Annotated in this window: 20 protein-coding genes; 9 read left to right on the plus strand and 11 right to left on the minus strand. The window is 59.3% G+C overall.

Annotated features, from left to right (window positions below):
- Positions 1–12: 12 nt before the first annotated feature.
- Together BCF11_RS19320 and BCF11_RS19325 are read right to left on the minus strand one after the other, a co-directional pair.
- Positions 13–3,429, minus strand: coding sequence for an ATP-binding protein (locus BCF11_RS19320; RefSeq protein ID WP_098496183.1), 3,417 nt, complete (start codon positions 3,427–3,429; stop codon positions 13–15).
- Positions 3,426–3,671 (minus strand): hypothetical protein, encoded by a 246-nt coding sequence (locus tag BCF11_RS19325; protein ID WP_143751381.1) that lies wholly within the window; start codon positions 3,669–3,671, stop codon positions 3,426–3,428. Before BCF11_RS19325 ends, BCF11_RS19320 begins: the two co-directional genes overlap by 4 nt.
- Before the next feature lie 189 nt (positions 3,672–3,860).
- Here BCF11_RS19325 and urtA point away from each other — a divergent pair, with 189 nt between their 5' ends.
- The 8 genes from urtA to BCF11_RS19365 all read left to right on the plus strand — a co-directional run bounded on the left by urtA (position 3,861) and on the right by BCF11_RS19365 (position 11,540).
- Positions 3,861–5,114, plus strand: coding sequence for an urea ABC transporter substrate-binding protein (urtA, locus tag BCF11_RS19330; RefSeq protein ID WP_098496185.1), 1,254 nt, complete (start codon positions 3,861–3,863; stop codon positions 5,112–5,114).
- An 80-nt stretch (positions 5,115–5,194) separates the two neighbouring features.
- The gene (gene urtB, locus BCF11_RS19335) at positions 5,195–6,112 is read left to right on the plus strand and encodes an urea ABC transporter permease subunit UrtB (RefSeq protein WP_098496186.1); all 918 of its coding nucleotides are present in this window, start codon (positions 5,195–5,197) and stop codon (positions 6,110–6,112) included.
- Between the two features lie 29 nt (positions 6,113–6,141).
- Positions 6,142–7,350, plus strand: a complete 1,209-nt coding sequence (urtC, locus tag BCF11_RS19340; RefSeq protein ID WP_098496187.1) for an urea ABC transporter permease subunit UrtC — start codon at positions 6,142–6,144, stop codon at positions 7,348–7,350.
- Positions 7,347–8,114: an urea ABC transporter ATP-binding protein UrtD gene (gene urtD / locus BCF11_RS19345; RefSeq protein WP_098496188.1), complete on the plus strand. Its 768-nt coding sequence runs from the start codon at positions 7,347–7,349 to the stop codon at positions 8,112–8,114. Before urtC ends, urtD begins: the two co-directional genes overlap by 4 nt.
- A gap of 49 nt (positions 8,115–8,163) precedes the next feature.
- Positions 8,164–8,853: an urea ABC transporter ATP-binding subunit UrtE gene (urtE, locus tag BCF11_RS19350; RefSeq protein WP_098496189.1), complete on the plus strand. Its 690-nt coding sequence runs from the start codon at positions 8,164–8,166 to the stop codon at positions 8,851–8,853.
- Positions 8,854–8,908: 55 nt separating this feature from the next.
- Positions 8,909–9,931 (plus strand): aliphatic amidase, encoded by a 1,023-nt coding sequence (locus tag BCF11_RS19355; protein WP_098496190.1) that lies wholly within the window; start codon positions 8,909–8,911, stop codon positions 9,929–9,931.
- A 53-nt stretch (positions 9,932–9,984) separates the two neighbouring features.
- Positions 9,985–11,163 (plus strand): formamidase, encoded by a 1,179-nt coding sequence (gene fmdA / locus BCF11_RS19360; protein ID WP_098496191.1) that lies wholly within the window; start codon positions 9,985–9,987, stop codon positions 11,161–11,163.
- A gap of 80 nt (positions 11,164–11,243) precedes the next feature.
- A complete protein-coding gene (locus BCF11_RS19365) occupies positions 11,244–11,540 on the plus strand; it encodes an FmdB family zinc ribbon protein (RefSeq protein ID WP_098496192.1) in 297 nt (98 codons plus the stop codon).
- Between the two features lie 6 nt (positions 11,541–11,546).
- On the opposite strand, the gene BCF11_RS19370 is transcribed toward BCF11_RS19365, so the two are convergent.
- The 6 genes from BCF11_RS19370 to wrbA all read right to left on the minus strand — a co-directional run bounded on the left by BCF11_RS19370 (position 11,547) and on the right by wrbA (position 17,612).
- The gene (locus BCF11_RS19370) at positions 11,547–12,890 is read right to left on the minus strand and encodes a DUF1501 domain-containing protein (protein WP_098496193.1); all 1,344 of its coding nucleotides are present in this window, start codon (positions 12,888–12,890) and stop codon (positions 11,547–11,549) included.
- Positions 12,891–12,905: 15 nt separating this feature from the next.
- Positions 12,906–14,456 (minus strand): DUF1800 domain-containing protein, encoded by a 1,551-nt coding sequence (locus BCF11_RS19375; RefSeq protein WP_098496194.1) that lies wholly within the window; start codon positions 14,454–14,456, stop codon positions 12,906–12,908.
- Between the two features lie 122 nt (positions 14,457–14,578).
- Positions 14,579–15,991, minus strand: coding sequence for an FAD-binding oxidoreductase (locus BCF11_RS19380; RefSeq protein ID WP_098497589.1), 1,413 nt, complete (start codon positions 15,989–15,991; stop codon positions 14,579–14,581).
- A gap of 350 nt (positions 15,992–16,341) precedes the next feature.
- Positions 16,342–16,515, minus strand: a complete 174-nt coding sequence (locus BCF11_RS28035; RefSeq protein WP_158229234.1) for a hypothetical protein — start codon at positions 16,513–16,515, stop codon at positions 16,342–16,344.
- A 30-nt stretch (positions 16,516–16,545) separates the two neighbouring features.
- A complete protein-coding gene (locus tag BCF11_RS19385) occupies positions 16,546–16,986 on the minus strand; it encodes a DUF2069 domain-containing protein (protein WP_098496195.1) in 441 nt (146 codons plus the stop codon).
- Positions 16,983–17,612 (minus strand): NAD(P)H:quinone oxidoreductase, encoded by a 630-nt coding sequence (wrbA, locus tag BCF11_RS19390; protein WP_098496196.1) that lies wholly within the window; start codon positions 17,610–17,612, stop codon positions 16,983–16,985. Before wrbA ends, BCF11_RS19385 begins: the two co-directional genes overlap by 4 nt.
- A 97-nt stretch (positions 17,613–17,709) precedes the next feature.
- Between wrbA and BCF11_RS19395 the strand changes: the two genes are divergently transcribed.
- Entirely contained in the window at positions 17,710–19,002 is a 1,293-nt protein-coding gene (locus BCF11_RS19395) for a YihY family inner membrane protein (protein ID WP_098496197.1), read from the plus strand.
- Here the strand turns inward: BCF11_RS19395 and BCF11_RS19400 are convergent.
- The 3 genes from BCF11_RS19400 to BCF11_RS19410 all read right to left on the minus strand — a co-directional run bounded on the left by BCF11_RS19400 (position 18,983) and on the right by BCF11_RS19410 (position 20,571).
- Positions 18,983–19,198 (minus strand): hypothetical protein, encoded by a 216-nt coding sequence (locus BCF11_RS19400; RefSeq protein WP_098496198.1) that lies wholly within the window; start codon positions 19,196–19,198, stop codon positions 18,983–18,985. The genes BCF11_RS19395 and BCF11_RS19400 overlap by 20 nt on opposite strands.
- Positions 19,199–19,326: 128 nt before the next feature.
- Positions 19,327–19,647, minus strand: a complete 321-nt coding sequence (locus tag BCF11_RS19405; RefSeq protein ID WP_098496199.1) for a DUF962 domain-containing protein — start codon at positions 19,645–19,647, stop codon at positions 19,327–19,329.
- A 63-nt stretch (positions 19,648–19,710) separates the two neighbouring features.
- On the minus strand, positions 19,711–20,571 hold the full coding sequence (locus tag BCF11_RS19410; RefSeq protein ID WP_098496200.1) for an alpha/beta fold hydrolase: 861 nt from the start codon (positions 20,569–20,571) through the stop codon (positions 19,711–19,713).

A 20,571-nucleotide genomic window follows, 5' to 3' on the forward strand; every position in this document is an offset into this window, starting at 1 on the left:
CATGGCTTGTCATTAAAGACTGCCGGCTTTTTGTTTGAGAGGCGCTTGCTCGAGGTCATCGCGGATCAAGCCATGAATGCGTGCGGTGAAATCGTTCAGGCGGAAGCGCTTTACCAGTTCACGCATTTCGCTGGTGAACGGCTGGTAGACCTGATCTTGCTGCTCGATTTCATCCAGTTTGCCGAGAATGCCCTTGACGTAACCGATAGCAGCCAGTTCGACCAGCGCCTGCAGTTTTTCTCTGGAAGGAATGACCAGCATGGTGCTGGAGACGGGGGCTGGAGCGGCGGGCTTGAGCGCAGGATCGGAAATCCAGTCTACTTTCAGATGCAGCTTGATTTTCGATAGCAAGTCGTTGAACGATACCGGCTTGACCACAAAATCGTTATAGCTGAGCGGATCGATCTGTTCCGGCGTGCTCTCGAACGCATTGGCGGAAACGATGATGATCGGCAGCGTCGCATGTCCTTGGGCGCGTATTGCACGGCAGACAGCGCCGCCGTCCATGGCCGGCATGGCGATATCCAGCAGTACCAGATCGGGTACGGAGCGGGCGATTTCTGCCAGGCAGGCGGCGCCGCTGGCGACCTCGGTCATCGCGAATCCTAGCGGCGCCAGCATGGCGCTCAGTACGGCACGCTGGGACGGCTGGTCGTCCACTACCAGCACCCGCTTGCGCGGCCCGAGATAGCCGGACATCTGGTCCTCCAGCTTGATGCGACGGCGTGGCGAGCGCACCTCGGAAAGATAGATCTTCAATTGAAATGTACTACCGCGGCCGATGCTGCTTTGGACTGACAGTTCACCGCCCATAATGTGCGTCAGCATGCTGCTGATAGCCAGCCCGAGCCCGGTGCCGATGTCTTCGCGCAGATTGGCGGCGCTGCTGCGCTCGAACGGCAAGAATACGCGGGCGATGTCTTCTTCAGCAATGCCGATGCCGCTATCCTCGATCTCGAAATAAGTGATCTCGCGCGCGTGGCGCACGCGAAAAATCACGTTGCCGGCATCGGTGAATTTGACCGCATTGCCGAGCAGGTTGATCAATATCTGGCGCAGCCGCTTCTGGTCGACCTGGACCACCTCAGGAATCCGGCCGATTTTCTCAAAGCGGAATGCCAGGCCCTTCTGCTCTGCCTGGGGGCTGAACATCTGCACGATCTGCTCGAGAAATTCGTTGAGCGCTAGCTCGTCTGATGCCAGCCGCATCTTGCCGGCCTCGATCTTGGCGATATCCAGCAAACCGTCGATCAGGCTCAGCAAATGCTCGCCGCTGCGGCGGATGACGCCGATTGCATCCCGCCGTCCTTCCGGAATCGCGTGGTCTACCTGCAGGATCTGGGCGTAGCCGAGAATGCTGTTAAGCGGCGTGCGCAACTCGTGGCTCATGCCTGTGACGAAGCGACTCTTGGCAAGATTGGCGGCCTCCGCGGCTTCCTTGGCGCGCTGCAGGGCGGCATCGGTCTGGTTATGGGCGTCGATTTCCTGCAATAGCAGGTTGGTTTGCCGTTCCGATTCCTCGTGGGCGACGCTGCGGCTTTCATTGGTCAATACCAGCCACCATGAACCGACCCCGATCAATACTAGCAAGGAGGCAAACAATTTGACGAAGACCGTCAGCATCGAATCCGGCGAGCCGGGCACGCTGACTGCCTGTTGGTAATACAGCAGCCACAAGACCACTGCCAGTCCGCCCGACAAGAGACTGAAGACGATCAGGTAGTGGCCGATGCGGGTATTCAGTTTGAGCGTGAAACGCTCGGGCAGGAAGCCGCGCAAGGTCTGGAAGATCTGGTCGGGCATGCGCGACGATTCCTTGCAGCGGTCGTTGCAGCGCGCATCCAGCGAGCAGCATAGCGAACAGATAGCGCCTTGATATGCCGGGCAGTGCGCCATGTCCGGCGTCTCGAAAGTGTTTTCACAGATGACGCATTCCAGTTGGCCGCGGTGGGTGTCGGCCAACTGGTCGTGGCGGGCGATGTAGTATTTTCCTTTAGTCAGATAGGCGATCAAGGGGGCAATCAGCATCGCGCTGCCCAGCGCGATGAATGGCGCCATTGCATGCGCTAGCTGGCCGAATGCGCCGAACAAAGCAATTGCGGAAAAGATCGAAGCGATCGCCATGGCGCCGACGCCGACCGGATTGATGTCATACAGGTGCGCGCGCTTGAATTCGATATGTGGAGGGCTAAGGCCCAGCGGCTTGTTGATCACCAGGTCGGAAACTACCGCGCCGATCCAGGAAATGGCGACCAGCGCATATAAGGCCAGCACATGTTCGAGAGCCTTGAAGACACCGATTTCCATCAGCAGCAAAGCGATCAGCACGTTGAAGACCAGCCATACCACGCGCCCCGGATGGCTGTGCGTGAGGCGGGCGAAAAAATTGGACCAGGCCAGTGAACCGGCATAGGCGTTGGTGACATTGATCTTGATCTGCGACACCACCACCAGCAGCGTAGCTGCTGCCAGCACCCAGGCCGGATCGGAGAATACATAGCGATAGGCGATCAGGAACATTTGCGTTGGCTCGACCGCCTTTTCCATCGGCACTTCGTGCTGGATCGCCAAAAAAGCCAGCAAGGCGCCGCCTATCATTTTTGCGGCGCCAATCAGAATCCAGCCGGGTCCGGCCAGCAGCAAAGCGCTCCACCAGCGGATACGGTTGGCCGCTGTCTTTTCCGGCAAGAAGCGTAAGAAGTCGACTTGTTCGCCGATCTGGGCAATCAATGAAAAAGCCACCGTCGCCGCCGAACCGAACAGCAGCAGGCTGAAGGTATTGCCGTTCTCGGCTTTGCCGGCGAAGGTCATCAGGTTGGCGAGTGCATCCGGCTCCTTGTGCAACACACAGATATAGGGCAGCGCCAGCAATATCAGCCACAGCGGCTGGGTCCACATCTGCAGGCGGTTGATCAGGGTAATGCCATAGGTCACCAGCGGGATGATCACCAGCGCGCAGATGATATAGCCCAGTTCCAGCCGCAGGCCGAAATACAGCTGGATGGCTTGCGCCATGATGGATGCTTCAAGCGCAAAAAAAATGAAAGTGAACGAGGCGTAGATAAGCGATGTGATGGTCGACCCGATATAGCCGAACCCGGCGCCGCGTGTTAGCAAATCCATATCTACGCCATATTTCGCGGCGTAGTAACTGATCGGCAATCCTGTCAGGAAAAACAATATGCTGACGCAGACAATTGCCCAGAAGGCATTGGTGAAACCGTAGTTGAGCGTAATTGTGCCGCTGATGGCTTCCAGCGCGAGGAACGAGACTGCGCCGAGAGCGGTGTTGGCCAGCCGGAATTCCGACCACTTGCGAAATGACAGCGGCGTAAATCGCAATGCGTAGTCTTCCAGCGTCTCGTTGCCGACCCAGGTGTTGTAGTCGCGGCGAACCTTGACGATACGTTGCGTGGCGGAAATTTTCACTTTTTCTCGGTCAGAACTGATTGAAACCCGGATTCAATGTAAGCAATTTTCGAACCAATTTGGCCGCTGGGGCATACGTCATTTGACGTAGATGAAAGATGTTGCGGAGATAACGGCGAGACCATGCCGCGCCAAAACAGAGCGCCGTTGCTTGCCTGTCCAATATCAAAATCATCGGCCGGACAAATTGCCCATCCTTCGCTCGCACCAGCGTGATGCGCTGACGCTGCATGGCTGTGCATGCGTTTTTCCCGGCGGCTTTACGGCCGTTACGTCAAACGACGTATTGTTGCGCCGCAGTGCAAATCCTAATCTCCAGTCCAGAACGAACAGAACCAGACGCAGCAGTCGCCTATCGGTGAATGCTGCCAGCGTCTCTGCCACCAGTTTGTTTTTGCCATATAACCGTAACCTCCCGAAAGGAGTACTGCATGTCGCATCGTTCTTCATCCGATATCTCGTCGTCCCAGCGCCGCAAAGTGTTGCTGGGCCTGGCAGTCAGCGCCGCGATGGCAATCCCGGCACTGGCTTTCGCGCAGTCGCCGGCCACGGCAAAAATCAATACCACCAAGCTGGCGATAACCGATACCGAAGTAACCGTCGGCCAGTTGCATTCGGCTACCGGCACCATGGCGATCAGCGAGACCGGCTCTATCCAGGCAGAACGGCTGGCGATCGACCAGATCAATGCGATGGGCGGCATCCTGGGGCGCAAGATCAAGATCATCCAGGAAGACGGCGCCAGCGACTGGCCGACATTTGCAGAAAAAGCCAAGAAGCTGCTGGAGAGCGATCATGTCGCCGCGGTGTTCGGCTGCTGGACTTCGGCTTCGCGCAAAGCGGTGCTGCCGGTATTCGAAAAAGACAACGGCTTGCTGTACTACCCGACTTTTTATGAAGGCCTGGAGCAATCCAAGAATGTTTTCTACACCGGCCAGGAAGCCACCCAGCAAGTACTGGCGGGGCTCAACTGGGTCGCCAAGGAAAAGAAAGCCAAGACATTCTTTCTGGTCGGATCGGATTACATCTGGCCGCGCACCTCCAACAAGATCGCCCGCAAGCACATTGAAAATGTCCTGAAGGGCTCGGTGGTCGGCGAAGAATATTACCCGCTCGGGAATACCCAGTTCGGTTCGCTGATCAACAAGATCAAACTGAAAAAGCCTGATGTGATTTTTGCCGACGTCGTCGGCGGCAGCAATGTCGCATTCTACAAGCAGCTCAAGGCTGCGGGGGTGACGGCCAAGACCCAGAACCTGCTGACGATCTCGGTAACGGAAGACGAGATGCTCGGGATCGGCGGTGAAAACGTCGAAGGCTTCTACGCTTCGATGAAATATTTCCAGAGCCTGGACAATCCGAACAACAAGAAATTCGTGGCCGAATTCAAAGCCAAGTTCGGCGCCAATTCGGTCATCGGCGATGTCACCCAGGCCGCTTACCTGGGGCCATGGCTGTGGAAGGCAGCGGTGGAAAAGGCCGGTAGTTTCGATGTCGACAAGGTGGTCGCGGCGTCGCCGGGACTGGAGCTGAAAACCGCGCCTGAAGGCTATGTGAAGGTACATGCCAATCATCATCTGTGGAGCAAGACCCGGATTGGCGAAGCGCAGAAGGATGGCCAGTTCAAGGTGATCTACGAATCGGATCTGATCGAGCCGAATCCTTTCCCCAAAGGTTATCAATAAATTTCTTTTCGTGTTTCAACGATCCGGTATCGCAAGCGCGACACCGGATCGCGTCACCTGTAACCTGGTAAGGAGTCACCGTGGTTTCACTCTCCGAATTCGGCGCCATTTTCGCCATGCAGGGTTTCAACGGCCTGTCTGTATTTTGCGTCCTGCTGCTGATGGCGCTCGGACTTGCCATCATTTTTGGCCAGATGGGCGTGATCAATATGGCGCATGGCGAATTTCTCACCATCGGCGCCTACATTACCTACCTGCTGTCCAAGCTGACCACCTTGTATGCGCCTAGCCTGCAGCCTTACTATTTCTTTGCCGCGATTGCGCTGTCTTTCATCACCGCCTACATCGTCGGCTATATCACGGAGTGGCTGATGATCAGCCGCCTGTACAAGCGGCCGTTGGACACGCTGCTGGCGACCTGGGGTTTGAGTCTGGCAATGCAGCAGACCTTCCGCTCGATTTTCGGCGCCAAGGAGGTCAGCGCTACATTGCCGGACTGGCTGATGGGATCGTTCAAGCCGACCGAGAACATCGACATACCCATCAACGGCTTGTTCATGATGGGTTTGACTGCGGTGCTGACCGGGGTGATTTTCCTGTTGCTGTTTCGCTCGCGCTGGGGTCTGCAAGTGCGCGCCACCATGCAGAACCGTCTGATGAGCGGCGCAGTCGGCATCAATACCCGCAAGGTAGACCGCAGCACCTTCGCGCTCGGCTGCGGTGTCGCCGGGATTGCCGGCGCGGCGTTCACCACCATCGGTTCCACCGGTCCGACCAGCGGTTCGCTGTACATCGTCGACACCTTCCTGGTAGTGGTGTTCGGCGGTGCGCAAAGTCTGCTGGGCACGATTGCCTCGGCCTTCTCGATCGCGCAGACACAGTCGACGGCGGAATTTTTCCTGACCGGGTCAATGGCCAAAGTACTGACACTGTCGGCCGTGATCCTGATTTTGCTGTTGCGGCCGCAAGGCTTGTTTGCCGCAAAAATCCGTAAATGAACCTAATCGATGCACTCGAAAGGCGCTCCATGATTGCTGCATACGAAAAAATATTAGGTGGAAAGTCCGGAATGCTCGGCTTGTTGATTCTGGCGAGCTTGTTGCTGGTGGTATTCCCGCTGGCGTTCGATATTTTTCGGCTGAACCTGGTCGGAAAATATCTCGCCTATGCTTTTGTCGCCGTCGGCCTGGTGCTGTGCTGGGGCTATGGCGGCATCCTCAGCCTCGGACAGGGCGTGTTTTTCGGGCTGGGCGGCTATTGCATGGCGATGTTTCTGAAACTGGAAGCCTCGGATCCGCTCAGCACCAAGATCCAGTCAACTCCTGGCATTCCGGATTTCATGGATTGGAACCAGATCACGCAACTGCCATTGCTGTGGCAGCCGTTTCATTCGTTCGGCTTTACCCTGCTGGCGGTGCTGTTGTTGCCGGCTCTGCTGGCGCTGGTGATCGGCGCGGCAATGTTCAAGCGGCGCGTCGGCGATGTCTATTTCTCGATAGTCACCCAGGCCATCGCCGCCATCCTGTCGATCCTGATTATCGGCCAGCAGGGACTGACCGGCGGCGTCAACGGCATTACCGATCTGAAGACCTTGATGGGATGGGATATCCGCACCGACTCGGCCAAGCTGATTTTGTATTTCGTGAATGCCGGGCTGTTGATCTTGTGCATCCTGATCGGCCGCTTCATCCTCAGCTCCAAACTGGGGCGCTTGCTGGTCGCCATGCGCGACAAGGAAGAGCGGGTGCGCTTTTCCGGCTACGACGTCGCCAGCTTCAAGGTGTTCGTGTTTTGTGTCGCGGCGATGTTCTCGGCCATCGGCGGCGCCATGTTTACCTTGCAGGTCGGCTTCATGTCGCCATCGTTCGTCGGCATCGTGCCTTCCATCGAAATGGTGATCTATGCAGCGGTCGGCGGCCGCATGTCATTGCTTGGTGCGGTGTACGGCACCTTGCTGGTGAACTTCGGCAAGACCTATTTTTCAGAAGCATTTCCTGAACTGTGGCTGTTCCTGATGGGCGGCTTGTTTATCGCCGTCGTCATGTATTTCCCTAATGGCCTGGCGGGCCTTTATCAAAGCCATGGCAGGGCGTTGCTGGCAAGCCTGACCGGATGGCTGCGGCGGCCGGCGAAGAAAACAGCGCCTGCGGCGGTCGTGTCCAGACTGCCCTCGGAAAAACCTGAGAAGGACGCCAAGCTTGAGCATGGCCACGGCAATCTGGAGGCATCCCAATGAGCGGTAATCCTATCGGTTTCGCATCAAACGACCGTCCGGTGCTGGCGATTGAGGGCTTGACTGTTTCCTTCGACGGTTTCAAGGCGGTCGACGATTTGAATTTATATGTGGAACGAAATGAAGTCCGGGTGGTGATCGGGCCTAATGGCGCCGGCAAGACTACCGTTTTGGACCTGATCTGCGGCAAGACGCAGGCGACCGCCGGCAGCATCCAGTTCAACAGTCGCGAACTGACCAAGATGCGCGAACACGAAATTGTCCAGGCCGGGGTGGGGCGTAAATTCCAGACGCCATCCATTTATGAAAACCTGAGCGTGTTCGAGAATCTGGAGATGTCGTTTCCGCGCGGCCGCAAAGTGTTCGGCGCCCTGATGTTCAAGCGCACCGCAGATGTGGTGGAGCGGGTCGAGGCGGTTGCCGGGGAAATTTTCCTGGAACAGCAACTTTACCAGCAAGCAGATCTGCTGTCGCACGGGCAAAAGCAATGGCTGGAGATAGGCATGTTGCTGATGCAGGATCCGGAATTGCTGATGCTGGATGAACCGGTGGCGGGGATGAGTGTTTCCGAGCGCGAAAAGACCGCCGAACTGCTGGGGCGTATCAGCAAGGGCCGTTCGGTGGTAGTGATTGAGCATGACATGGAGTTCGTCAAAAGCATTGCGCACAAGGTGACCGTGCTGCATCAGGGAAAAATCCTGGCCGAGGGCAGCATGGAGTCAGTGCAGGCCAATCCTAAAGTGATTGAAGTGTATTTAGGCCATTAGTTTAGGTCATTAACTCAGGCCATTCATTTACGCATTCCGTGGAGTCCTTATGTTCAATGTTTCACATCTCGCCTCTGGCTATGGCCAGAGCCAAGTCATCCACGATATCAACCTCTCGGCGGCCAAGCAGGAGATCGTTGCCGTCATGGGCCGCAACGGCATGGGAAAGACCACCTTGTTTAAAACGCTGATGGGAATTCTGCCGATGCGCGAAGGCAGCATTCAGATCGAGGGCCAGGAGCTGGGCAATCTGGAAAGTTATCAGCGGGTGGAGCACGGGGTTGCCTATGTGCCGCAGGGCCGCATGATTTTTCCTGGCATGACCGTACTTGAAAACATCCAGACCGGTTTGCCGGCGAGTGCGCTTGGCAAGGTGTCGGATGAGCTGTATGCCTTGTTTCCGGTGCTGTATGACATGCGCAGCCGTAAAGGCGGCAACCTGTCGGGCGGCCAGCAACAGCAGCTAGCCATTGCGCGCGCGCTGGCGACCAATCCCAAGGTACTGCTGCTGGACGAACCGACCGAGGGCATCCAGCCCTCGATCATCAAGGATATAGCGCGCAGCCTGAAAGAGATCCGCAAGATACGCGCGCTGACCATCATCGTCTCGGAGCAGGTGCTGAGCTTTACGCTGGAAATCGCCGACCGCTTTCTGGTGATCGACAAGGGCCGTTTTGTCTACGAAGACACGCGCGACAACGTCGATGCGGCAACCATCAGCCGCTATTTATCGGTATAGCGGCCCGTTGTGTGTTGAGTTGTTGAGTGAAATGGAACATTGACAGGAGTGATACATGAGACATGGAGATATTTCCAGCAGCAAGGATGCGGTAGGGGTGGCGGTCGTCAACTACAAGATGCCGCGCTTGCACACCAGGGCAGAGGTATTGGACAACGTCCGCAATATCGCCGCGATGGTGGTGGGCATGAAGCAGGGTCTGCCAGGATTGGACCTGGTCATTTTCCCGGAGTATTCAACGCATGGGATCATGTATGACTCTGCTGAAATGTTCGACACTGCCGCAGTGATCCCGGGCGAAGAAACTGCCCTGTTCGCCGCGGCCTGCCGTCAAGCCAATGTCTGGGGCGTATTCTCGCTGACCGGAGAACGGCATGAAGAGCATCCGCACAAGGTGCCTTACAACACGTTGATCCTGATGAACAATCATGGCGAAATTGTCCAGAAGTATCGCAAGATCATGCCGTGGACACCAATCGAAGGCTGGTACCCGGGCGACACAACGTATGTGTCGGAGGGGCCCAAGGGCATGAAGATCAGCCTGATCATCTGCGATGACGGCAACTACCCGGAGATCTGGCGCGACTGTGCGATGAAGGGGGCCGAACTGATCGTGCGCTGCCAGGGCTATATGTATCCCGCCAAGGATCAGCAAGTGCTGGTGTCGAAAGCGATGGCCTGGATGAATAACGTCTACGTGGCGGTGGCCAATGCGGCGGGCTTCGACGGTGTCTATTCGTACTTCGGCCACTCTGCCATCATCGGCTTCGACGGCCGCACCCTGGGCGAGTGTGAAACCGAAGAAATGGGTATCCAGTATGCCGAGTTGTCGGTCAATCTGATCCGTGACGCGCGCCGCAACTGGCAGTCGCAAAATCATCTCTACAAGCTCTTGCATCGCGGCTATACCGGCAAGATCAATTCCGGCGAGGCTGCCGCAGGAGTTGCGGAATGTCCCTTCGATTTTTACAAGACCTGGGTCAATGATCCGCAGCAGGCGCGGCGACAGGTCGAAGCCTTGACCCGTTCTGCACCCGGCACGCCGGAATGTCCAATGCCAGGCATTCCTTCTGAATGAACCGCCCTGATTGAGCCGATTGAACGAATTGTGTTAACCGAGAGGAGAGTCGCATGCAACATTTCAAGATCAAACCTGGCGTGCCCCTGGCGCTGCAAGCCGAACTGGGACATAACCGCTGGCATCCCGACCTGCCGTTCCTGTCATCGGTCAAGCCGGGGGAGTCGATTCTGATCGAATCGCTGGATTTCCTGGATGCCCAGATCCAGGATAACGATGATGTTTCCGATGTCAGGAATGTCGACCTGACTCGTGCCCATCCACTGACCGGCCCCTTTCATGTAGAAGGAGCAGAACCCGGCGATCTGCTGGTGATCGACTTGCTCGACATTCAGCCGGTGACGCCGGTCGGATTTTCCGGCGTGTTTTCAAAAGAGAACGGCGGCGGCTTCCTGGCGGATACGTTTCCCGATGCCGACAAGGCGATCTGGGATCTGAAAGGTTTGTACGCCACGTCGCGCCATATTCCAGGCGTACGGATAGCCGGCCTGACCCATCCCGGCCTGATGGGCTGCCTGCCATCGCATGATCTGCTGGCCGAGTGGAACCGGCGCGAAGCGCCGCTGGCGGCCAAGGGATTGGCCAAGCCACCGGATCCGAGCACGGCGGTACTGCGTGGCTTGAGCGGCGCCAAGTTTGACAGCATGGCGAAGGAAGCCGCGCGTACCGTGCCGCCACGCGAACATGGCGGTAATACGGACATCAAGGATCTGTCGGCCGGCACGCGGATTTTCTTCCCGGTGTATGTCAAGGGCGCTGGCTTTTCCATGGGCGATTTGCACTTTTCGCAAGGCGATGGCGAAATCGGCTTTTGCGGTGCGATCGAAATGGATGGCGTCAGCCATGTCGGCTTCGACCTGATCAAGGGCGGCATGGCGAAATACAACATCACCTCGCCGATCTTCATGCCCAGCATCGTTAAACCGCACTATGAACAGTGGCTGACTTTCGAGGGGATCAGCGTCGAGAATGGCGTCAACTATTATCTCGACGCCACTGTCGCTTATCGCCAGGCTTGCCTCAAGGCTATCGATTACCTGACGCACTTCGGCTATACCGGCAGCCAGGCCTACATGCTGCTGACCGCGGCGCCGGTAGAGGGCCGGATCGGTGGAATTGTCGATATTCCGAATTGCGCATGCACGGTGTCTTTGCCGACCTCGATCTTCGATCAGGATATTACGCCGAAAGGCATGTTGAACGATAACGCTTATTGGGGGCGCAAGCCCTGAAGCAGCCGCGGCAGCAACGGTGGGTGAGACCGATACTGCCCGGTTTTCCTGTGAATGCATTTAACTGAAGAGGCAATACGATGCCACTGTATGACATACGCTGCAGCCATTGCGATGGCATCTTTGAAAGACTGTTGCCGCTGCAGGCGCTAGAGAGTCCGGTTGCTTGTCCGTATTGCGCCTGCGACACGCCTGCCTCACCGATGTTTACGGGCGGCCATGTCAAGCTGCGTGTGACGGAAAGCTGGCGCGCGCGTAACGGCGCCGAGCAACTGGCCGGACGGGGAGCCGCCGGGCCGGGAACCCATACGGGCGCCGGCAGGAGCAGCGTGCTGCACAATTGCAAAGGCCACAGCTGCAGTATTTGCGATACCTGAATCCGGCTACACCAGCAAATTCAAGGCATGCGGATTGCCCGCGCCATATTGCGGAAACAGTTTCTGCATGGCCGGATCGCCGATGCGCATATGTTTTTCCGCCAGCGTCGCCAGCACGGCGCGGAAGTCGGTGGCGACGGCCAAGTCGCGTCCCTCATTCAAGGACTTATCATCGATGCCGGGCCAGTGGCCGTGGATGGTGCGGCCGCGCACATTGCCGCCCAGCAGCCACATAGCGTTGCCATGGCCGTGGTCGGTGCCGCCGTTGCCGTTCTCGCGGAAGGTGCGGCCGAATTCCGACATCACCACAATTACCGTATCGTTGAAAGCCGGTCCCAGCTCGTTCGCCAGCGTCGCCAGGCCGTCGGCCAGCGGTCGCAGTCGTCCGGCCAGCTGGCCGCTGCCGTTGCCCTGGTTGGTATGGGTATCCCAGCCGCCGACGGCGACGAAGCCGAGGCGGATCTCGGGATTGCCGCGCATCAGGCGCCCCAGGCGCGCGGTGTCGATCGACAGGCCGTTCGGCAGCGGCGCGCCGTTGTTCGCCATCTTCTGTTCCGAGCTGCTGGCGTCGGCCAGCAATTCCTTGCGCGCCGAGATGCCGTCGCGGTAGGACTTGCCAAGCGCGGCATCTTGCGCATACAGGGCGGCGTAAGCTTGGCTCACTTCCGGTTTGTCGATCAGAGTGGGGCGGGTGGCGTCGCGTCCGGTCGGCATGTTGGCCACCACGGCGCGCCCGGTCAGGATGCGCGGCACCGATTCGCCAAGGGTGAGCGCCTGCATTGGCGACTGTGACGGCGGCATTACGCCTAGCATCCGGTTCATCCAGCCGTCGCGGGTATTGTGTTCGCCCGGGGTGCCGGTTTCCATGTAGTCCTGCGCTTCGAAATGCGAGCGCGACATGTCGGGCGAGCCGGAAGCGTGGATGAAAGCCAGCCGGCCATCTTCCCAGTAGGGCAGCAGCGGCTGCAGCGCCGGATGCAGGCCGAAGTAGCCGGTCAGGTCGATGGCGCCGTTTTGCGTACCCGGGCGCGATACCGCGATGGTCGGCCGCGCCTTGTAGTAATTGTGATCGCCATGCGGCACCACCACGTTCAAGCCGTCCACGGCGCCGCGCAGGAACACCACCACCATGCGCGGCGTGCCGTCGCCGGCGGCATGCGGCCGCAGCAGCGGATTGCCGTACGAGAGCGGACTGTCTGCGGTGCTTGCCACGCTGACCGGCGGCGCCGGCTTGGCCTTGGCCAGCGGTTTGCTCGGCGGCGCCACCACGCAGCCGGAGAGGCCGACCGGGATCAGGATGGCGCCGCTGCCGGCGAGGCCGAGTTGGCGTATGAAATCACGACGGTTCATGGCTTGCTCCTGGCTCTATCTTTTCATGAAATCCGGTCCGCCGAGTATCAGGCCGACCTGTAGATTGGGCGCTGCGGCAGTAATCGCGGCGAGGCTGTGCGGTTCCAGCGCCGGCGCCAGCGTCTGCATCAGCTGTTGCGGGTCAACCGGCATTGGGGCGTAGGTGATCGGCGCCGGTGTCGGCGTCGGCGCGGCTGCGCCAGGCACGGGCGGCGGCGTTTCAGCGCGGGCGATCGGCGATTTGCCGTTGCTCAGGCCGTTGACGAAATTGATACGACGCAGCAGAGCATCCGGATTGAGCCAGGCTTCTTCCGAGAATTTATAGCCTTCCGGCGTCAGCCAGCCATACAGCGGCTGCCCGAGCTGGTTCAGCACGCCATCGATCGGCTTGACGTTCAGCACCGGCGTCGCGGTCGCGCGTAGCGACGACACCACATATTGATAAGGCGTCTTGAACTGGGTCTGGTAATTGCCGCGGGCCCAGAATTCCTGACTGTCGAATAGCGTGCGCAGCACTGCCTTGATGTCGCCGTTGGTAGCCAGGAAGCGGCGCGCCAGCTTCTCGGTCAGGGCCGGTTCCGGCTTGTCGGAGACGAAATACTGCACCAGCTTGGCGGCGACGAAATGGGCGGTGGCGGGATGGCGCGCCAGGATATCGAGCGCTTGTTCGCCTTCCTGTTCGCCGCTGCCCTTGATGGTCTGGCCGAGAAACACCTTGTCGCCGAAATCGTGGCGCTTGGGATTGAAGGCAAATGCCGGCTGGCCGTCCTTCATGGCTTTTTCATCGATGGTCCAGCCGGTCAGGATGCGCGCCAGCGCGATCACGTCGGCCTGGGTGTAGCCGCTGTCGACGCCCATGGTGTGGAGCTCCAGCAACTCGCGGCCGTAGTTTTCATTGAGCCCCTTGAAGCGGCCCTTGGCTTCCGGCGTGTTGACGCCGCTGCTGAGCCAGTTGTCGAGGTAGTACAGCATCGCCGGATGATGAGCCACGCTGCCCAGCAGCTGGCGGAAGTTGCCCAGCGCATTCGGCCGCAGCACGTCTTTCTCATACTCGCCGTTCCAGTAGCGCACCCAGTCTTTGCCTTCGAACACATTGAAATGGTTGAACCAGAATTCGGTCATCACTTCCTGCAGCTGGCGCGGGCTTTCAGTAGCTAGCCACAAGCGCGCAAAATGGGCTTGCGGCGTGATGTCCTTGTTGGCGCGCTGGCGCGCCATGTTCTTTTCTTCGGGAGTGGCGCTGTTGGGCGGGAAGGAGGGCGGGCCGTATTGCTGGTAGAGCTGGGTGGTGCTGAGTTGATAAGTCGATAAGCCTGCCAGTTTTCCCGATAATTCTTCTGGCAGCGGCAGGCTGTCGGGCCGCAGCTGCTGGTCGATGTAGCGCTTGATGCCCATGCGCCTGACGGCGTCGACGTCGCCCGGGCGTGGGCCGTAGGCCAGCCGGTTCAGCACATGCAGCGCTTTTTCCGAATCGTTCAGCGGCGCGGTTTGCGCGTGGGCAGTGCTGAGGCAGCCCAGCATCAGCGCCGTGGACAGCAATCCGGGGAGTTTTATGGTCGAGGTCATGTCCAGCCTTCTGCACGTTGCTTTATAGATGCTTACATCGGTGGTTAACGGCCGCTGGAGGGCATGCGACGACAGCGGCGGTGTAACAGATTGTAAGGCGGCAACTTTTTGCGCGGCTGTTTTTAAATGACTTTGCCTGGATTCATCAGGTTGAGGGGATCCAGCGCCTGCTTGATGGTTTTCATCAATGCGATTTCCACCGGCGATTTGTAGCGCAGGATTTCTTCACGCTTGAGCGCGCCCAGGCCGTGCTCGGCTGAAATCGAACCGTCCATGCGGTTGACGTTGTCGTGCACGAGCAGGTTGATGGCGGCCTGCTGTTCGATGAAGCGCTCGGCCGGGACGTCGTCGGGCGGCGAGACGTTGTAGTGCAGGTTGCTGTCGCCCAGGTGGCCGAAGGTGACATTGCGGCAACCCGGGAAGTGCTGCTGCAGCAAGGCGTCGGTGTCGACGATGAACTCGGCGATGCGGGAGATCGGCAGCGAGATGTCATGCTTGATGTTCTTGCCTTCCTTGGCTTGGGCCGAGGAGATGCTTTCGCGCAGTTGCCACAGGGCGCGCGACTGGGCGCCGGAGCTGGCTAGTACGGCGTCCTGGCAGATATTCTGTTCCAGCGCTTCGCTCATCAGTGCTTCCAGCAGCATGCTGGCATGGGGGGCGGGTTCGCTGTCGGATAGTTCCAGCAAGACGTAGTGGGGATGATGTTGGTCGAAGGGGAATTGCAGCTGCGGGAAGTGCTTGGCGACCAGTTGCAGGCACAGGTCGGACATCAGTTCGAAGCCGGTCAGGGTGGCGCCGCAGCGTTCTTGCGCCAGCGTCAGCAGGCGCAGCGCATCGGCCGGGCTTGGCAGCGCGGCGAGAGCGGTCAGCTGGACTTTGGGCTGGGGGAAGAGTTTCAGGACGGCGGCGGTGATGATGCCTAGCGTGCCTTCGGCGCCGATGTAGAGGTCGCGCAGGTCGTAGCCGGTGTTGTCTTTTCTCAGACCGCGCAGGCCGTGCATTATTTCGCCTTGGGCGGTGACGACTTCCAGTCCGAGGCAGAGTTCTCTGGTGTTTCCGTAGCGCAGGACGGCGGTGCCGCCGGCGTTGGTGGAGAGGTTGCCGCCGATGGTGCAGCTGCCTTCGGCGGCTAGCGAGAGGGGTAGCAGGCGGTTTGCTGTTGCGGCGGCTTCTTGTACTTGTTGCAGGATGCAGCCGGCTTCGGCGGTGATGGTGTGGTTTGTTGGGTCTATGGCGCGGATCTGGTTGAGGCGTTTTAGCGACAGCACGATTGCGTGGCCGCTTTGGTCGGGGACGCTGCCTAGCACCAGGCCGGTGTTGCCGCCTTGGGGGACGATGGGGATCTGGAACTGGTTGCAGAGCTGGACCAGTCTGGCCACTTCTTCGGTATTGGCGGGCTTGACGACCGCCAGCGCCTGGCCGGTATAGCGCTGGCGCTGGTCGGTCAGGTAGCCGGCCTTGTCGGCATCATCGGTGAGCACATGGGAGTCGCCGATGGCATCACGGCAAGCAGCAAGAAAAGCGTCATTGTTCATATCGTAAAATTTCGAAAAAACAGTCAAATGCGCAGCCACGCCGCAGTCAAATGGGGTCAGAGTTTTTTTTCGCGGCCTTTTGCGAAAATTACTCTGACCCCATTTGACTGGCTACGGAGTACATACGGTGGAATTCGCTAAACGGTCGTCGCTAGTTAATACGGTTGCTACTCCGTGGACGCTTGCCGGGGGTAGCCCGGCAGCTAGTCACTTTTTCTTGCTTCGCCAAGAAAAAGTAACCAAAAAGAAGGCGACCGCAAAGCCGTTGCCCTCCCTCCGGTCGGGTCCCCAAATCCGGCGCGCGCCAGCCGGGTGAGGGGCAAAACTCGCTTTCGGCTCAAACATGCCCCTCACAATTCCCGGCTGTCACGCGCCGGATTTGGCAACGTCTCAATGCGGGGCACGTCAAAAGCAACGGCAACGGCAACGGCAACGGCAACGGCAACGGCAACGGCAACGGCAACGGCAACGGCAACGGCAACCGCAACTTCAAAAACAACTTCAACCCCAACGTCAAAATCCACAGCCTCTTTGTTTCAGGCTGCATGGCTGCTTTATCGTGACGCTTTCTTTATTGCTTCTTGCGCTACTTCCTTGGCGGCCTTTTTATATGGGCGTAAATAAAGAATGGTGCACAGGAAAAATATGGTGCTGAGGGCTACTTCCAGCCAGCCGAGTCTTGTGCTGATCAGGTTGCTGTCGCTGGTGGCGCGGACTATGCCTTCTGTGAAATAGATCAGGATCAGCATCGAGGCCCATTGCATGGTGTAGACGTCGCGCTTGAGGACGCCGCGCAGGGGGAATAGCAGGGGCAGGACTTTCAGGACCATCCAGGAACCGCCGGGACGCAGCGGCGCCAGCGCCAGTTCCCAGGCCAGGCCCAGCGCGATCAGGGCCAGCAGGCTGGTTACCGCGCCCAGGTAAAAGAAACGCGGCTGGCGGGCGGCGTGCGGCAGCGGGTGGGTTGCCGTGTCGGGTTTCAGTTTGGTGGTCATCTTGGCCCCGCTGGGTTGAGCTTCAATGCGGTTTCGGCCAGCCGCCGCCCTTGGGCGATGGCCAGGGTGCGGCTTTCGGCGGAGACCGGCTGCGTGCCGTTCATGCCGGACCAGTGGCTGGCGCCGTAGGGAGTGCCGCCGCTGGCGGTGGTCATCAGTTCGGGCAGGGTGTAGGGCAGGCCCATGATCAGCATGCCATGATGCAGCAAGGGTGTCATCATCGACATCAGCGTCGATTCCTGGCCGCCGTGCAGGCTGCCGGTGGAGGTGAACACGCAGGCCGGTTTTCCAGCCAGGGTGCCGGCCAGCCATTCGGTGCTGGTGCCGTCCCAGAAATACTTCATGGCGGAAGCCATGTTGCCGAAACGGGTGGGCGAGCCGAGCGCCAGGCCGGCGCATTGATGCAGGTCGGCCAGTTCGACATAGGGCGCGCCTTCGGCCGGGATATCGGGGGCGCTGGCTTCGGTCACGGTGGAGACCGCCGGCACCGTGCGCAGGCGGGCTTCGCAGCCGACCACCGAGTCGATTCCCTGGCCGATCAGTTCGGCCAGTTTGCGGGTCGAGCCATGGCGCGAATAGTACAAAACCAGAATCGGTGTAATAACGTTAATGTTAGATGAGTTCATTTTGGTATTATAGGGCGCTTTAGCGCCAACTCATGGTGCAAAACGCATGCCGCGCCCGGTTTCATGATGTGCCGCGGCGGGCAAAATGAGGTAAGGCATGACGTCAATAAAATTTTCCAGACTGCGCGGCCTGTCCTGGGTGGAATTGCGCGATCTGTTCCGCTTCGCGGCGCGCCGCCTGGACGAGGAGCGCCTGCCGCAGGTGGCCGGCAGCCTGACTTTCACCACCATCCTGGCGCTGGTGCCGATGCTGACGATCGCGCTGGCGATTTTTACCGTGTTTCCGCTGTTCAGCACCTTCCGCGCCGCGCTGGAGCAGTATTTCGTGCGCAACCTGATGCCGCGCGGTTTCGCCAGCACGATTCTCGACTACCTGAACCAGTTTGCCACCAAGTCGGCGCGCCTGTCGGCCGTTGGCGGGGTGGCGCTGATCGTGACCTCGGTGCTGACCATGTCGACCGTCGACCACGTGTTCAACCGCATCTGGCGCGTCAAGACGCAGCGGCCGTGGATCCACCGGGTGCTGGTGTACTGGGCCATCATCACGCTCGGGCCTTTGCTGATCGGCGTCTCGATCACTGTCACCTCGTATTTGTCGGCGGCGGCCGACGGCCTGGTGGTGAGCTGGATCGGGCGCTGGTTCTATACGCTGCTGTCGGTGGCGCTGACCACGGGCGCCTTTACCCTGCTGTACGTGGCGGTGCCGAACCAGCGCGTCGACTGGCGCGATGCGATCTGGGGCGGCTTGCTGGCCGGTATCGCCTTTGAAATCGCCAAACGCGTGTTTGCCGCCTACATCATCAAGTTCCCGACCTACACCATGGTCTACGGCACGCTGGCGGCCTTGCCGATATTCCTTTTGTGGATCTACATGCTGTGGATGATCACGCTGGTGGGAGCGCTACTGGCAGCCGCGCTGCCGGTGGTGAAGTACGAACGCTGGTGGCATGTGCCGTCGCCAGGCAGCGCTTTCGTCGACGCCATGGCGGTGCTGCAGGTCTTGCACCAGGCCCGCATGCGCGGCAGTTCGGCGGCGGTTGATGCGGGACAGATCCGGCGCGCTACACGGCTAGGCTTCGATGAGTCGGAAAGCTTGCTGCAGCAGATGCTGGAAGCCGGCTGGGTCGGCACTGTGCAGACCGAGATGCCGACGCGCAGCCAGTGGGGCCGCAAAATGCGCATCAATGTCGACGGCTGGATCCTGCTAGCCAATACGGAAGTGCTGAAACTGGCCGACATCTACCGCATGTTCGTATGGAATCCGGCCGCCGGCAGAGCCATCGACAGCGGCCTCGACCGATGTGTCGAAAGCGCCATCGAACACGGCCTGGAGCAGACGCTGGCGGCGCATTTCACGCAGGCTGCAGGCCCTAGCCAACCCGAACTTTGATCGTGCCGCCCTGCGGTAGTCTTGAAATCCAGAAATAGCTGATCGTCACCCTGCCGGAATAAGTCGGCTGGCTGTAGTTCATCAAGAACGAGGTCATCGGCCGGCGTGGCGCCACGGCAGCCGGGGCCGGTGCGGCGTCGGTCGCGTCTGGCTTCTTGAGCAGCGCCGGTAATGGATCGCTAGCTGGTGTTCCCATTAAAACTCCTGTCGCTATACGGCGCGCCATGGCATGCATGGCGATGCCGGAAAACAAAGAAACGAATTTTACGGGATAAACGGTTCACATTGTTGTGAAGAAGATTTCACATTGTTGATAAAACATAGTTAGTAAAAAGATACCCGGCCGCTGAGCATCTGCCAGTACATTACCCAGTCGCCCAGGAATGAATACAAGGGCTGCCTGAAGGTTGCCGGGCGGTTCTTTTCAAACGCGAAATGACCGACCCAGGCAAAACCGTAGCCGCACAGCAGCGCCGCCAGCAGCCAGTAAAAATTGCCGGTAAATACCAGCATGACCACGGAAGCCAGCGCCAGCGTGGAGCCGACGAAATGCAGCTGGCGGCAGGTGCGGTTGCTATGCTGGCTCAGGTAGCTGGGGTAGAACTCGGCGAAAGTCTCATACTTTTTTTCAAGCACGGTAGGCATTCTGTCTCCTGGCGGTGGCTGGATCTTGCTACTTGGTCGTCTTTATCCTTGCGTCCTTTAAGCTTAGTCTTCCATGGCGGCCGCTGCAACTGTCGCCGCACTGGCAAATTTGAACAGCTGATCCAGCACTGCATCCGGCTGCTCCGCCATCAGGGCATGGCCGCAAGCTTCCACCTGCACCACCTTGGCCTGCTTGATGGCGCCGATCAGGCCGGCGGCCGCCTTGGCCGGCGTCATGACGTCGCGCTGGCCCAGCAAGAACAGGGTAGGGCAAGTGATCGCTTGCGCCGCCTGTTCGCCGTTGGCGTAGGCATTGCAGGCAGCAAAGTCGGTGTAGAACACGGTCGGTTTGGCGGCCGACTGGCTGGCGATGCGCTGCATCAGGCGCTGGCTGGCGCCCTGCACATAGAAACCCGGTCCCGGCGCCGATGGCTTGGGCGACATGGTGGAGTGCGACCAGATATTCACCATGTCGATCGCGCTCTGCTGCGCATTGTTGGCGGCGTCCAGCAAGGCGTCCGCGACTTTCATCGGATAAGCGGTGCCGACCAGCGCAATACCTGCGATGCGGCTGGATTTCTCGGCGCGGCCGGCGCTTTCCAGCGCAATCAGCGAGCCCATGCTGTGGCCGATCAGGACCGCCTTGTTGACGCCGGCGGCATCCAGCAGGCAGGACAGCCAGTCGGACAATTCTTCGATGGTGGCCAGCGCCGGCCCCTGGCTGCGGCCGTGTCCCGGCAAATCCACCGCCAGCACGCCGAAACCGTGATGGGCGAAATAGCGGGTCTGCAGGATCCAGACGGAATGGTCGTTCTGGCCGCCGTGGATAAAGACCGCGGTCGGCAGCGCCGGATCGAAGGCTTTGCCGCCGGTGTAGCAATAGGTATCGTGTTCGGCGCCGCGAAAATGTGTTTTCAGCAACAT

This window comes from Collimonas sp. PA-H2 (assembly GCF_002564105.1).
GTDB lineage: Bacteria > Pseudomonadota > Gammaproteobacteria > Burkholderiales > Burkholderiaceae_D > Collimonas.

Bases quoted from the DNA above. Each gene is read 5' to 3' on its own strand.
- BCF11_RS19325 (WP_143751381.1), bottom strand. From the start codon at position 3,671: ATGCACAGCCATGCAGCGTCAGCGCATCACGCTGGTGCGAGCGAAGGA.
- urtA (WP_098496185.1), top strand. From the start codon at position 3,861: ATGTCGCATCGTTCTTCATCCGATATCTCGTCGTCCCAGCGCCGCAAA.
- urtC (WP_098496187.1), top strand. From the start codon at position 6,142: ATGATTGCTGCATACGAAAAAATATTAGGTGGAAAGTCCGGAATGCTC.
- urtD (WP_098496188.1), top strand. From the start codon at position 7,347: ATGAGCGGTAATCCTATCGGTTTCGCATCAAACGACCGTCCGGTGCTG.
- urtE (WP_098496189.1), top strand. From the start codon at position 8,164: ATGTTCAATGTTTCACATCTCGCCTCTGGCTATGGCCAGAGCCAAGTC.
- BCF11_RS19355 (WP_098496190.1), top strand. From the start codon at position 8,909: ATGAGACATGGAGATATTTCCAGCAGCAAGGATGCGGTAGGGGTGGCG.
- fmdA (WP_098496191.1), top strand. From the start codon at position 9,985: ATGCAACATTTCAAGATCAAACCTGGCGTGCCCCTGGCGCTGCAAGCC.
- BCF11_RS19365 (WP_098496192.1), top strand. From the start codon at position 11,244: ATGCCACTGTATGACATACGCTGCAGCCATTGCGATGGCATCTTTGAA.
- BCF11_RS19370 (WP_098496193.1), bottom strand. From the start codon at position 12,890: ATGAACCGTCGTGATTTCATACGCCAACTCGGCCTCGCCGGCAGCGGC.
- BCF11_RS19375 (WP_098496194.1), bottom strand. From the start codon at position 14,456: ATGACCTCGACCATAAAACTCCCCGGATTGCTGTCCACGGCGCTGATG.
- BCF11_RS19380 (WP_098497589.1), bottom strand. From the start codon at position 15,991: ATGAACAATGACGCTTTTCTTGCTGCTTGCCGTGATGCCATCGGCGAC.
- BCF11_RS19385 (WP_098496195.1), bottom strand. From the start codon at position 16,986: ATGACCACCAAACTGAAACCCGACACGGCAACCCACCCGCTGCCGCAC.
- wrbA (WP_098496196.1), bottom strand. From the start codon at position 17,612: ATGAACTCATCTAACATTAACGTTATTACACCGATTCTGGTTTTGTAC.
- BCF11_RS19395 (WP_098496197.1), top strand. From the start codon at position 17,710: ATGACGTCAATAAAATTTTCCAGACTGCGCGGCCTGTCCTGGGTGGAA.
- BCF11_RS19400 (WP_098496198.1), bottom strand. From the start codon at position 19,198: ATGGGAACACCAGCTAGCGATCCATTACCGGCGCTGCTCAAGAAGCCA.
- BCF11_RS19405 (WP_098496199.1), bottom strand. From the start codon at position 19,647: ATGCCTACCGTGCTTGAAAAAAAGTATGAGACTTTCGCCGAGTTCTAC.
- BCF11_RS19410 (WP_098496200.1), bottom strand. From the start codon at position 20,571: ATGTTGCTGAAAACACATTTTCGCGGCGCCGAACACGATACCTATTGC.